The following is a 13,276-nucleotide window of genomic DNA, read 5'->3' as shown; positions in this document are numbered from 1 at the left end:
CCGCATGCCCCGGCCGAGTGCCCTGAAAGGCAGTGTGGTTGCCCCGGGTGCGGGACCTTGGGGCCTACGTGCAGCGGGACTTCGAGGGCAAGACTCGGCTTCGACCGAGATCCGACCCAGTGGGCCAGCCGAAGGAGCGAGCATGCCGACGTACCTCACCCCGGGCGTATACGTGGAGGAGGTGCAGTCCGGAGCGCGGCCCATCGAAGGCGTCGGAACCGCCGTGGCCGCCTTCGTAGGCTTCGCGGAGACCGGCCCCTTCCACCAGCCCACCCTGGTGACCAACTGGGACCAGTACGTCCAGACCTTCGGCACCTTCACCCCGGACACCTATCTGGCGCACGCCGTCTACGGCTACTTCGCCAACGGCGGCGGCACCGCCTACGTCGTCCGCGTCGGCGGCCCCGCCGAGGGGCCCGACAACGAACCCCAGGCCCTTCCGCCGGCACCCGTTCCCACCGCGATCGGCGGATTCCTCGTCTCGGCTCGCCCCGGAGCCGGCACCGACCTCTCCGTCGAAGTCGCCGACGTGGACGGCGAGAATCCCCCGGAGGACCGCTTCAAGCTGCTGGTCCGGCAGGACGGCACGGTGGTGGAGACCTACGAGGCCTCCACCCGCAAGAGCGTCCGGGGATACCTGGTCAACCAGGTCCGCGAGTCCAAGCTCATCGAGGTCACCGAACAGCCGGGCACGGCCCAGACCCGCCCGGAACGCCAGACCGTCGCCCTCCCGACCGCGCCCGCCGCCGCCCCGGACACCGGCGTGGCCCGCCACGACGCGGCCGAGTACGTCGGCGACGCGTCGGCCCGCACCGGATTCTCCGGCCTGGAGGCGATCGACGAGATCACCATGGTCGCCGTCCCGGATCTGATGAGCGCACACCGACGCGGCGACCTGGACGCCGAGGCCGTCAAGACCGTGCAGCTCGCGGTGATCTCGCACTGCGAGCAGATGGGCGACCGAGTCGCGATCCTGGACCCGCCGCCCGCGCTCAACGCGCAGCGGGTGCGCACGTGGCGCAACGACGACGCCGGCTTCGACTCGCGCTACGCCACCGTGTACTACCCCTGGATCAAAGTCTTCGACCCGGCCACCGGCCGCAACACACTGGTGCCGCCCAGCGGCCACGTCGCCGGCGTCTGGGCCCGCAGCGACGGCGAGCGTGGCGTGCACAAGGCCCCGGCCAACGAGGTCGTCCGCGGTGCGGTGGACCTGGAGATCCGCCTCAGCAAAGGCGAACAGGACCTGCTCAACCCGATCGGCGTCAACTGCGTCCGAGCCTTCCCCGGACGCGGCATCCGCATCTGGGGGGCACGTACCCTCTCCTCCGACCCGGCCTGGCGCTACCTCAACGTGCGGCGCCTGTTCAACTACCTGGAGGAGTCCATCCTCCTGGGCACCCAGTGGGTGGTCTTCGAACCGAACGACGACCGCCTCTGGTCGAGCATCCGACGCAACGTCACCGCGTTCCTCACCGAGGAATGGCGCCGGGGCGCGCTGTTCGGCCGCACGGCGGAGGAGGCCTTCTACGTCAGGTGCGACCGGCAGAACAACCCGCAGGAGTCGATCGACCTGGGCCGGGTCGTCTGCGAGATCGGCGTCGCACCCGTGAAACCCGCCGAGTTCGTGATCTTCCGCCTCGCCCAGTTCTCCGACAGCACCAGCCTCGTCGACGAGTGACCCGCACGACTTCCCCACCGGAAAGGTGACACAAGGCCATGGCAGAGGGCGATGCTCTTTCCACCCACGTCTTCGGCGTGCAACTGGGCGGCTATCTCGTCGAATCCATCCAGGAGATCAGCGGCTTGACCGTCGAGGAGGAGGTCGTCGAGGTCCGCCAGGTGACCGCCGAGGGCAAGCAGATCATCCGCAAACAGCCGGGCGCGCGCCAGGCCGGCGAGGTGACCATCACCCGCGGGCTCGACAAGAGCAGCGAATTCACCACCTGGATCAAGGAGACGCTGAACAACGGCGCCGTCGACACCGCCCGCCAGAACCTCACCATCGAGATCAAGGACTCCACGGGCGAGACGGTTCGACGCATCCAGCTCATGCAGGGATGGGCCAGCAAATGGGAGGGCCCCTCGCTCAAGGCGGGCGAATCCAGCGCCGCCACCGAGGCCGTCACCATCACCTTCGAGGAGATCGTGGTCGAATGAGGCGCAGAACGGTCACCGCCGGCGGCCTGGACGACATCCTCGAGGCCACCGCGCCCACCGAGTCGCATGCCGCGCCCGCACCCGTGCCGAGCCGCGAACGCCACGAACTGCGCACCGAGTTCGAGTTCGAGCTGCCGCGCGGCTACCTCGACGACGACGGCACGCTGCACCGGAACGGCTCGATGCGGCTGGCCACCGCACGGGACGAACTGCGCCCGCAGATCGACCTGCGGGTGAAGGAGAACCCGGCGTACCTGAGCGTTGTGCTGCTCAGCCAGGTGATCACCCGACTGGGCACGGTCACCGACGTGCACGCCGGCGTCGTAGAGCGCATGTACGCCACCGACGTGGCCTTCCTCCAGGACTTCTACCGACGGATCAACAGCGAGGGCCACACTCACGCGGCGGTGACCTGCCCGCTGTGCCACGGTTCGTTCGAGGTGGACCTCTCGGGTGGGCGCCTGGGGGAATCGTGACGTACGCGCTTCCTCGACTGCGAGAGGAAATCGCGTACATCGCCTACCACTTCCACTGGCAACGCGAGGACATCCTCGACCTCACCCACGGCGAACGACAGCAGTGGGTCCGGGAGATCGCGCGGATCAACACCCGCGTCAACGAAGGCGGGTGAACACGTGGGGTTGGCGGATCGACTCCGGCGGCGGGAACGCCGTGCGGCCCGGGCGGCTCTGCCGGACGCGGTCGGCGTCCCGACGGACGACGAACCGGTGGAAGGCCCGTCAGCGGAGCTGCACTCGGCCGCCGGCGACTGGGACGGTGGTTGGCGGCGGGTCACACCACCGGTGGTGACCACGGCGCGCTCCTCGATCGCGGTCAGCGACGGGCTCCGATTCCGGTCACGGCTCGCCTCCTGGCAGAACCCGGCGTCGGCCGGCGAACTGGGGCACGCGGTACTGCCGTCGGCACCGGCGGGGCTCATTCACGGGGTGGTCCGACCGGGCGTGGCATCGCGGACGATGTCCGAGGGTGGCCCCCTGCTGCTGCGGGTTGCCCGACCGGAGGCGGAAGCGGAGCCCGGGCCCAACACCGGGCCTGGGCCTGGGCATGGGCCTGGGCGGACGGCAACCGGCACGGGCGGCCGTAGGACCGAAGTCCCGCCAGGGTCCGTTCGGAAACCGACCTCCACCGCCTCGGGCGGCGGATCGCCCGTGCAGCGACTGGTCTTGGATCCCGCGACGCCGGAGAACGGCCCTGACGGGCCGAACAGCTCGAACGGTTCGAACGACGTTGAGGCAACCGGTGGGCTCTCGCCCGAGGTTTCCCCGCTCGCTCGGCCCGCCGCCGTACGCCCGCATCGGGTACGCCCGTCCTTGGTCGTGGCCCGGCGGCCGGCAATGACCCTGCGTCGGGTGGCGGCGATCCCCATGCAGGCCGGCAATACACCCGACGCAGGTGTGGCGGTGCCGGGAAAGGCGGACGTCGCGCCGCCGGCCACCCCGGACAGCGGAACGGCCACCAACGCGAGGGGCGACGGGTCGGGAGAATCACCCCGTCCGCCCGGACGCGCCTCCGCGCGACGGCCCGCGACCGTACGCCCGGCACTGGGCACACCGATGCACGAACTTCCCACCGGGGCCGCGCTGTTCCCAGCGGCGAGCGAACCGATCGGACCCCGCCCCGGGGCGTCCGGACAGGGTGGCGCCGCGATGCCCATGGTGCAGCGGCAGGCAACCCACGACGCCCCGACGCCAACCACTGCGCCAAAGCCGGCGCAGCACGCCCACCGGTCACGCGTACGTCCGCCACAGTCGTCACCGGATCGGGAACCGGCACCACATCAGCCGTCGGATAAGCCATCGCCATCGCCCGCCCTCACCCAGGACCGGAGCGGCGAATCAGCCCCCGTCCGACCCGCGGCCGGCTCGCGGCGGCCCGACACCGACGCGACCTCGCCCCGGTCCCGGACCCGAATGGGAATCGGCGCCCCGCTCACAGCACTTCCGCCTACGGCCGGATCCACACTGCCGGGGGCCGCGCCACTGCTCGGTGCCGGCCGAAGCGCACAGATCCCGGCGAAACCCGTCGGCCACCGGAATCCGGTACCTCCGCAGGAGTCGCACACCGCGGCCGGGCCGATGTCGACCCGGGCCGGCGCATCGCCGCCGATGCCGGTGCGTACGCCCGACATCGCCTCGGAGCCCGGGAAATCCACCTCGTCGGTCCCGAGCATGCAACGCGCCGTCGAATCGGGACCAGCGACCCGCAGCGCTCCCGCCGATCGTCTCCCGGCCGGCAGCACGACCGTCGCACCGCCACGCTCGGCCGGCGGAGCCCCCGGGCCAGGAACGGACCCGAAGGCGGGGGAAGGCGTCACGACTTCGCCCACCGCGTCACGACCGCCCGTGGTGGTCGCCCGTCGCCTCCCCTCGGCGCACCGCTCCCTCCCGAAGTCCGCGGCCGACAACGACAGCGGCCACGGCCGCGCTCACGGCTCCCCCTCGGTCACCGGCCGGCGCTTCCGGTCGCTGCTCTCCGGTCGACCCTTGAGCGTCAACACCGGTGCGGGCAGCGGCTTTTCCGCGCCTCAGCCGACGTCCGGCGGCGGCCGGCCGGCAGTGCCGGTCACCTGGCGACGCGACGTCGACGCCGTACCGACAACGACGTCGCGGCAACCGTCGTCCGAGCGCGGCGACACGGCCGGGAGCGGCGGCCTGTTCGCCGATGCCGAGTCGGGCCGACCGGCAGACGCGCGCAGGAACCCCGCGTCCGGAAGCAAACCGCGTCGACGCTTCGCAATCCGGCCACGGACGATCCCGACGCCGCCCGGCGCCTCCGACCCGACGTTCCGGGTGCTCCCGGCGGCTCGTACAGACACCGGCGGGCGCACCGGCCCCACCGCGCCGACGACGAACACAGACACCCGTACCGGCATGGCAGGCCGTCGATCCACACACACCGCCGGTGCAACAGGTCGCCCGCACACCACGCGCAACACACCGAGCACGCCACTCCCCACGGTTCAACGCGCGACCGATACCCGGGCGACCCATACCGCTTCGGACCCCTCCACCCACATCGTCCCGACCGTCCGTCCGCATCCCCCGGCCCTGCCGGGCCCGCTCACCGGCGCGCCCCTCTCGCCCCACCCCTCCCCGCCCCTGGCCGCCGACGTCGTGCGCCCGCCATCGACCGCGCCCACACCGTCCCTGTTCGCGCACCCGCAACCCTTGGCGGTCCGCACCGTCCAGCGCACCCCGCCCGCAGGCAACGCCGCGGTCCTGCCCACGACACCATCCCCGACGCCCGGCACCGCACCCACACCACGGTCCCTCGCCGAGCGAACCGCCGCCGAACCGGGCGTCACCGGTATCCCGGTCACCACCACCCCCGCCCGATCCCGAACCGCCTCCGCCACGACCACCTCCACCGGTACCCGGGCCTCGGCGGAGGAGGCAAAGCCCAAACCGCTCCCCACCCCGGATCTGGAGGACCTGGCCCGACGCCTCGTCGAACCGCTGAGCCGACTCCTCCGTGCCGACCTTCGCCGAGGGCGCGAACGCGCCGGGCGCCCCTACGACAACCGACGCTGACCTCACAGGGCACGAACGAACCCGGTTCCCGCGTCGCGAGAAAGGCATGGAAACGAACGCATGGCGGACAACATCTTCGCGACGAGCGTGTTCTTCAAGCTCGCCATCGGCGGCAACGACCTGGGCGCCTTCCACACCTGTTCGGGTCTGGGCGCCGAGGTGGAGATGGAGCAGTACGCCGAGGGCGGCAACAACGGCTTCGCGTGGCAACTACCGGGACGAATCACCTGGTCCAACATCACGCTGACCCGCCCGGTCACCACCGATACCACCAAGATCGCGCGGTGGTTGAGCGAGATCATCCAACGGGTGGAACCCAAGGATGGCGAGATCGTGGCGCTCAAACCGGACCTGGGGCGAATCATCAGCTGGCAGGTGCTGGGCATCGTGCCGGTGCGCTGGCAGGGTCCGTCGTTCGATCCGGCGAACTCCCAGGCGGCGGTGGAAACCCTGGAAATCGCCCATGAGGGTCTGCGCCCGTCCTGACCGAAAGAGGCCCGACCCCGACCGAGCAACCCGCTCCGACCGACATTGGGGGAAGACAGCGTGTCACCCGCTGCCCGTACCAGCCGGGCCCGCGCCCAGTTGACCATCATGGAGCCGCCGGCCACGGTGGGCGCCCGGCCCGGCGGCCGCATCGCCCGCATCACGCTGCAATTCAATCCCGCGAAGTTGTCGCTGACCAAGAGCACAGAGTGGCGGCGGTCGCCGTCGCGGATGGCCGAGCAGTCGTCCCTGCCGGAATTCGTCGGCAGCGGGCCGCGCTCGTTGTCCCTGGAGGTCTTCCTCGACGCGACGGCCACCCACGACAACTCGGTGGAGAAGGCCGTGGAGCAGCTCATGCTGGCGTGCGTGCCCACCCCCGCCAGCCTGGCCGCCAAGAAGCCGGCGAGTCCGTGGGTGCGGTTCGACTGGGGCACGGCGAAGACCACGTCCTTCGACGGGGTGCTGTCCAACTTCTCCGTGTCGTACACGCTGTTCGACGTCGACGGGAAACCGTTGCGCGCCACGTGCTCGTTGTCCATCGAGGAGGCCGGCTCCGCACCGGCGGGCCAAAACCCCACCTCGGGCTCGCCGGAGGCGCGCCGCACCCACCGCGTGGTGGCCGGGGACAGTCTGGCCCTGCTGGCCTGGCACGAGTACGGCGACGCCACGCTGTGGCGCACGATCGCGGAGGCCAACGACATCGACGATCCGATGACCCTCGCCCCCGGCACCGAACTGCTCGTCCCCGCCCTGGGCGAGCCGGAGCGGGACGAGCCGACGTGGAAGGACCCCGCATGACGCCCCCAGGCCGGTCGTTCGCGGCCGATCCGATCGTCGAGGCGCCCGGCGAGTTGCCCGCGGCGTGGGTGGCGCAGCTCGTCGCGTGCGAGGTCGACGAGAGCGTCGGCCTGCCCGACACCGCACTGTTGTCCTACCGCGACCCCGACCACCAATTGCTCTCCGCCACCGGGATCGGCATCGGCACGCCCGTGAAGATCTCCGTGGAGACGGCACGGGACCGCACCCGCGAGCGCCTGTTCACCGGCGAGGTGACCGCCATCGAGTTGGACTCGGACACCACCGGTTCGTTCACCGTGATCCGCGCCTCCTCCAAGGCGCACCGCCTGCAACGCGGCCGCAAGGTGGTCGCGTTCCGCAACATGCGCACCGCGGACATCGTGCGCAAGGTCGCCGCCGGCGCCGGGCTCGCCTGCGGCCGCATCGAGGCCGCGCCGATCATGCACAAGCAGCTGACCCAGGCCAACGTCTCGGACTGGGAATTCCTCCGCCACCTCGCCGCCGAGAGCGGTGCCCAGGTCGGCGTCGACGACAAGGGCCTGCTGCAATTCGTCAAACCCAGGGCCGCCTCGACGGCGCCACCCCCGTCCACACCGGCCGGCCGAAGTCCCGTCGTCCTTGAATACGGCCGCAACCTCCTCGCCTTGCGCGCCGTGCTCACCGGCGCCGACGGGGCGGCCGACGTCGAGGTACGGGGCTGGAACGTCACCACCAAGACCCCGCTCGTGGCCAAGAGCCCATCCGTGACCAGCACCACGGTCGCCCCGGGGATGAGCCCCAGGGTGGTCGGGCGCGTCTTCGGCACGGCCACCCGAACCACCATCGCGGACACCCCCTACCGCACCCAGGCCGAGACCCGCGCCGTGGCGAGCGCAACGGCGGCCACGGTGAGTTCCGGCTTCGGTGAGGTCGAGGCGGTCGCCGAGGGCAACCCCAAACTCCGCGCCGGCGAACCCGTCACGCTCGGCAACGTCGGGCCCGCCTTCTCCGGCCGCTACACCGCGACCGCCGCGCACCACGTCCTCGAACCACACCGTGGCTACCGCACCACCGTCGTGGTCAGCCCCGTCTCCGACCGCTCCCTCGCCGGACTGGCCACCGGGGCCAACGCACCCTCGCGCGGACCCCGCATGCCCGGATTGGCGATCGGCATCGTCACCGACGTCCGCGAGGAGGGCAACGCCCAACGCGGCTGGGTGCGGCTGAAGTTCCCCTGGCTCGACGACACCTACGTCACCGACTGGGTCCGCTCCGTGCAGTGGGGCGGCCGAGGCGGCGGTGGGGTGTTCGCCCCCGAGGTCAACGACGAAGTACTCGTCGGCTTCGAACAGGGCCTGCTGGACTGCCCGTACGTGCTGGGCGGTTTGTACAACGGCGTCGACAAGCCATCCCCGCACGACGTCCCGCTGATCGACCGCACCAGCGGCAAGGTCAACCGCCGTTCCCTCGTCTCGCGTTCGGGCCACCGACTCGAACTCCTGGACACCGCGCGCGGGCAGTCCGGCGTGCGGTTGGCCAGCGGCAACAAGCGTCTGGAGGTCCGCCTGAACGAACGGGCCAACACCATCGAACTGACCGTGTACGCGCCGACCGGCCGCCGCCCCGCAACGTCCGTGACCCTGTCCCCCACCGGCATCACCCTCGACGCGGGCACCGGCGACGTCACCATCAACGGCCGCTCGGTCGACATCAACGGCAAGACCGGCGTCACCATCGACGGCGGCCTGCTCGGCGTGCTCAAGGCCCGGCTCATCCGGATCAACTGAGCGCCGCATACCCGTGGTTCATCCACCCACAGCCAAGGAGCAGCGACGATGCCCCCCGCAGCCCGCACGGGCGACACCACCGACCACGGCGGCGCCCTGACCACCCCGCCACCGGGTGCCGCAGCCGCCGTCGCCACCGTCCTGATCGGCGGCCGCCCCGCCGCCGTCACCGGCACCCTGCACGTGTGCGTGGTCGTACCGCATGTCGCACTCGGCCCGGCCAACGTCGTCCTGCCCAACCCGGCCGCCGCCGGCACCGGCGCCGTCCTGATCGGCGGCCTGCCCGCGGCCCGCGTGCGCGACACCACCGCGTGCGGCGCGCACATCGTCACCGGCGCGCTCGACGTCCTGATCGGAGGGCCGATGTGAGCGGACGATTCATCGGCCGCGGCTGGGGGTTCCCGCTGCGGGTCGGCCCCACCGGCGGCATCGGCATGGTCGAGCGTGACCGGGAGATCGAGGAGGCGATCCGACTCGTCCTGGGCACCGCACCCGGCGAGCGACCGATGCGACCGGAATTCGGCTGCGGCATCCACGACTACGTCTTCGCCCCCGGCGACGGAGCCACCGCCGGACGGATCGCGCACGAGACCCGGATCGCGCTGGAGCGCTGGGAGCCGCGGATCGAGGTCGGCGACGTGCTGATCGCCTTCGACACGGTCGACGAAGGCGTGCTCTACATCGACATCCACTACACCGTGCGCGCGACCAACGACACCCGCAACCTGGTCTTCCCCTTCTACACCATCCCGTCGTCGGAGAGTCCGGCCGACCCACAGGCCGCACCGAACGCGGGGGGGCGCTGATGGCCCTGCCCTCACCCAACCTCGACGATCGGCGCTTCCAGCAACTGGTCGACGAGGCAAAACGATACGTGCAGCAACGCGCGCCCGAATGGACCGACCACAACGTCTCCGACCCCGGCGTCACCCTCATCGAGACGTTCGCCTACATGGTCGACCAACTCCTCTACCGCCTCAACCGCGTCCCGGAGAAGAACTACGCCGCGTTCCTCGACCTGCTCGGCATCACCCTGTTCCCACCCGCCGCGGCCACCGCCGACGTCGACTTCTGGCTGTCCGCGCCGCAACCGGAAACGGTGCACCTGCGTGCGGGCACCGAAGTGGCCACCACCGGCAACGAGACCCGCGAACCCGTGGTGTTCGCCACCACCGACGACCTGGCCATCGTGCCCAGCAGCCTGATCCGCCTGGTCACCGCGCCCGTCTCCGGCGGACAACACGACCGCACCACCGCGCTCGCCGCCGGCACCGACATCCCCTGCTTCCAACCCCGCCCCGCCCCCGGCGACGCCATGCTCCTCGGCCTGCCCACCGCCGTACCCCGATGCATCGTCGCGGTCCGCCTCGACAGCCGCGTCGAGGGCGTCGGCGTCGACCCCCGCCAACCACCCCTGGTCTGGGAGGCATGGGACGGAGCGCGCTGGATCGGCTGCCAGCTCGGCTCCGACAGCACCGGCGGACTCAACCGACCCGGCGAGATCATCCTCTTCGTCCCCGCCGTCCACACCGCCTCCGTCGTCGCCGGCACCCGCGCCGGATGGCTGCGCTGCCGCGTAGTCCCCGCCGAGGCCGGCCAACCCTTCTACGCCGAGACCCCCACCATCCGCGAAGCCGAGGTGTTCACCATCGGCGGCACCGCGGTCGTCGAACACGCGGAGACAGTCACCGACACCCACCTCGGCGTCTCCGAGGGCGTCGCCGGACAACGCTTCGCCCTCAGCCGGTCACCCCTGCTGCTCGACCGCGAACCGCCCGTCGTCGAGGAGTCCTCTCCCGACGGTTGGCGCACCTGGACGGCCGTCGAACACTTCGGCGCCTCCGCCCCCGACGACCGACACGTCCGCGTCGACGCCACCACCGGCGAGTTCGCCTTCCCGCCCGCCGTCCGCGAACCCGACGGCACGATGCGCCACTACGGCGCAGTCCCCGCTCAAGGCGCCCACCTGCGCGTGCCCCGCTACCGCACCGGCGGTGGCACCGCCGGCAACGTCGCCCGCGGCGCCATCCGCGTGCTGCGCAGCTCCGTTCCGTACGTCTCCGACGTCGACAACCGCGAAGCCGCGCACGGCGGCGTCGACGGCGAGACCGTGGACAACGCCAAGACCCGCGCCCCCACCGTCCTGCGCGTGCAGGAACGCGCGGTCACCGCCCGCGACTACGAGATCATCGCCTGCCAGGCGGCCCCCTCCGTACGCCGCGTGCGCTGCCTCCCGGCCGTCCCCGACGAACCCGGCGCCGTGCGCGTCCTGATCGTCCCCGACGCCGTCGCCGAGGAGGGCGACCGCCTGCGCTTCGAGCAACTGATCCCGTCCGAGCACGTCCTGTCCACGATCACCGAACGCCTGGACGAACGCCGCCTCGTCGGCACCCGCCTGATCGTCGAACCCCCCGCCTACCAGGGCGTCACCGTGGTCGCCCGGCTGATCGCCGCGCGCCCCGGCGACGTCGACCGGGTCCGCGAAGCCGCACTCGCCGCCCTGTTCCACCGGCTCGACCCCTTGCACGGCGGACCCGACGGAGACGGCTGGCCGTTCGGCCGACCCGTTCAGTACGGCGAGGTGTTCGCCGTCCTCCAACAAGTCGACGGTGCGGAACTCGTCGAAGAGGTACGCCTGTTCCCGGCCGACCCGATCACCGGACGCCGCGGCGGGGCCGCCGAGCGCATCGAAGTCGCGGCCAACGCCCTGGTGTTCTCCTACCAGCACCAGGTCGTCGTCACCGCCCGCCAAGCGGCCCGCAGCGACGGACCCGCATGACCAGAGCCGCCGTACCCGGCCTGCCCACCCCCCACCCCATCGGCGAACTGCTGCCCGCCCTCTACGCCGACGACGACCTGGCCCAACGTTTCACCGCTGGTCTCGACACCGTCCTCGCCCCCGTCTTCGCCACCCTCGACAACCTCCCCGCGTACCTCGACCCCACCCTCGCCCCCACCGACTTCCTGCCCTGGCTGGCCGGCTGGGTCGGCATCGACCTCACTCCCGCATGGCCCGACGGTCTGCGCCGGGCAGTCGTCGCCCGCGCGGTCGAACTGCACCGATGGCGCGGCACCCGCCGCGGCCTGACCGAACGCCTGTGGTTGTGCTGCGGCGTACACGCCGACATCACCGACGGCGGCGGCGCGACCTGGTCGGCCGAACCGAACTCCGCGCTACCGGCCGCCCCGACCGGCGAACTCCTCGTCCGCGTCCGGCCGGCCCGCACCCCCGACGTCGACGAGGCCCGCGTCCACGACGTCGTCCGGGCCTCCTGCCCCGTCCACCTCATCTACCGGATCGAAATCCTGCCCGGCCCACCCCACCCGAGTGAGGACTGAAGAACCCATGCGCTCATGTCCGACGTGCGGGGCAGCCAACGAAGAAAACGACGACTTCTGCGGCAACTGCGGGTCGTACCTGGGCTGGTCACAGGAGCCGAACGAACCACCGGCAACGCCGCCCGGCGACACCCCCGTGTCGATGCCACACACCGCCGAGAGTCCCGCACCGCCGGAGCCGACGACCGCGCCCCCCGCACCGCCGCCGGCGACGCCGCCCCCACCCACCACCGAGCCCTCGGCCGGTCCCGCGCCGGTCCGACCGACCGCCCCGCCAACGCCCCCCACAGCGCCCCCGTCCCCCACGCATCCCACCGCGCCGGCTCCCCGCACACCCCCCGAGCCGGCCCCGGTACTGCCGGTGCAGCCCGCGAAACCCGTGGCACCACGCCCCGTCGTCCGAGCGATCGGCACCGACGACGCCCAGGACGGCCCACCCTGCCCGGTCTGCGGCACCCGCAATCGCCCCGACCGTCGCTTCTGCCGCCGCTGCGCCGCCTCGCTCCACACGCCCCCACCCACACCGACCCTGCCCTGGTGGCGCACTGTTTGGCCGTTCCGCCGCCGCGTCCGCACGGGGTCGGGGCAGCTGGTGCGGCGCCTGATTGCCCTCCTGGTCGTCATCGCCCTGGTGATCGCCGGCTTCCTTCTCGTCCCGGCCGCCCGCTCGCTCTTCGAGGACACCAGAGACAAGCTCGGCAAGGCGGCGCAGATCACTCCGACCACCGTGACCGCCGACGCCGAAGCCCCCGGACATCCCGCCGGCAACGCCACCGACGGCCTCACCAACGAGTATTGGGGAGCCCCGGCCCTCGGCGACACCCTCACCTGCGCCTTCGCCGCCCCCTTCCGGCTGGTGGGCGTCGTGGTCAACAGTGGGGTCTCCACCGCAGCCGAGGAATTCCGCCGCGCGCCACGGCCGACCCGAGTCGACCTGCTCATCACCACCACGGACGGCCGAACGACCACCCGCGCCATGACCCTCGACGACCGGCCGGGCCCACAGACCCTCCGCATGGGCATCGGCAACGTGACGTCGGTCCGGGTGACCATCCGCGCCGCAACCGGCGCGACCCCCGAACAACCCATCGCCCTCGGCGAAATCGAGTTCTTCCGCCGCACCTGAGCCCCGGCCGGCCCTGATCGGGTCCCCGTTCTTTCGCGGGGCTCCTCGCT

General features: G+C 71.8%; 13 protein-coding genes. All 13 read left to right on the top strand.

Annotation, left to right across the window (positions count from 1 at the left end; all coding sequences use genetic code 11):
- Nucleotides 1–142: 142 nt before the first annotated feature.
- The 13 genes from ACIRL2_RS30530 to ACIRL2_RS30470 all read left to right on the top strand — a co-directional run bounded on the left by ACIRL2_RS30530 (nucleotide 143) and on the right by ACIRL2_RS30470 (nucleotide 13,226).
- A complete protein-coding gene (locus tag ACIRL2_RS30530) occupies nucleotides 143–1,681 on the top strand; it encodes a phage tail sheath family protein (protein WP_395861159.1) in 1,539 nt (512 codons plus the stop codon).
- A gap of 38 nt (nucleotides 1,682–1,719) precedes the next feature.
- On the top strand, nucleotides 1,720–2,160 hold the full coding sequence (locus ACIRL2_RS30525) for a phage tail protein (RefSeq protein WP_395861157.1): 441 nt from the start codon (nucleotides 1,720–1,722) through the stop codon (nucleotides 2,158–2,160).
- The gene (locus ACIRL2_RS30520; protein ID WP_395861155.1) at nucleotides 2,157–2,636 is read left to right on the top strand and encodes a hypothetical protein; all 480 of its coding nucleotides are present in this window, start codon (nucleotides 2,157–2,159) and stop codon (nucleotides 2,634–2,636) included. Before ACIRL2_RS30525 ends, ACIRL2_RS30520 begins: the two co-directional genes overlap by 4 nt.
- On the top strand, nucleotides 2,633–2,791 hold the full coding sequence (locus tag ACIRL2_RS30515) for a DUF6760 family protein (RefSeq protein WP_228387052.1): 159 nt from the start codon (nucleotides 2,633–2,635) through the stop codon (nucleotides 2,789–2,791). Before ACIRL2_RS30520 ends, ACIRL2_RS30515 begins: the two co-directional genes overlap by 4 nt.
- A 2,557-nt stretch (nucleotides 2,792–5,348) precedes the next feature.
- On the top strand, nucleotides 5,349–5,711 hold the full coding sequence (locus tag ACIRL2_RS30510) for a hypothetical protein (protein ID WP_395861153.1): 363 nt from the start codon (nucleotides 5,349–5,351) through the stop codon (nucleotides 5,709–5,711).
- A gap of 60 nt (nucleotides 5,712–5,771) precedes the next feature.
- Entirely contained in the window at nucleotides 5,772–6,197 is a 426-nt protein-coding gene (locus ACIRL2_RS30505; protein ID WP_395861151.1) for a phage tail protein, read from the top strand.
- A gap of 60 nt (nucleotides 6,198–6,257) precedes the next feature.
- Nucleotides 6,258–6,995: a LysM peptidoglycan-binding domain-containing protein gene (locus ACIRL2_RS30500; RefSeq protein ID WP_395861149.1), complete on the top strand. Its 738-nt coding sequence runs from the start codon at nucleotides 6,258–6,260 to the stop codon at nucleotides 6,993–6,995.
- Nucleotides 6,992–8,761: a VgrG-related protein gene (locus ACIRL2_RS30495; RefSeq protein ID WP_402236261.1), complete on the top strand. Its 1,770-nt coding sequence runs from the start codon at nucleotides 6,992–6,994 to the stop codon at nucleotides 8,759–8,761. Before ACIRL2_RS30500 ends, ACIRL2_RS30495 begins: the two co-directional genes overlap by 4 nt.
- A gap of 48 nt (nucleotides 8,762–8,809) precedes the next feature.
- Entirely contained in the window at nucleotides 8,810–9,130 is a 321-nt protein-coding gene (locus ACIRL2_RS30490; protein ID WP_395861145.1) for a PAAR domain-containing protein, read from the top strand.
- Complete coding sequence (locus ACIRL2_RS30485) at nucleotides 9,127–9,567, top strand: GPW/gp25 family protein (protein ID WP_395861143.1); 441 nt, start codon at nucleotides 9,127–9,129, stop codon at nucleotides 9,565–9,567. The genes ACIRL2_RS30490 and ACIRL2_RS30485 overlap by 4 nt, the downstream gene beginning before the upstream one ends.
- Nucleotides 9,567–11,540, top strand: coding sequence for a putative baseplate assembly protein (locus ACIRL2_RS30480; protein ID WP_402236257.1), 1,974 nt, complete (start codon nucleotides 9,567–9,569; stop codon nucleotides 11,538–11,540). Before ACIRL2_RS30485 ends, ACIRL2_RS30480 begins: the two co-directional genes overlap by 1 nt.
- Complete coding sequence (locus tag ACIRL2_RS30475; protein WP_395861139.1) at nucleotides 11,537–12,100, top strand: phage tail protein; 564 nt, start codon at nucleotides 11,537–11,539, stop codon at nucleotides 12,098–12,100. Before ACIRL2_RS30480 ends, ACIRL2_RS30475 begins: the two co-directional genes overlap by 4 nt.
- Nucleotides 12,101–12,692: 592 nt before the next feature.
- The gene (locus tag ACIRL2_RS30470) at nucleotides 12,693–13,226 is read left to right on the top strand and encodes an NADase-type glycan-binding domain-containing protein (protein WP_395861137.1); all 534 of its coding nucleotides are present in this window, start codon (nucleotides 12,693–12,695) and stop codon (nucleotides 13,224–13,226) included.
- The last annotated feature ends 50 nt before the right edge of the window (nucleotides 13,227–13,276 follow it).

The organism is Embleya sp. NPDC127516, from assembly GCF_044765325.1.
Taxonomy (GTDB): domain Bacteria; phylum Actinomycetota; class Actinomycetes; order Streptomycetales; family Streptomycetaceae; genus Embleya.
The sequence above is the reverse complement of the archived record's forward strand: the minus strand, read 5'-3'. Positions and strand labels throughout refer to the sequence as shown.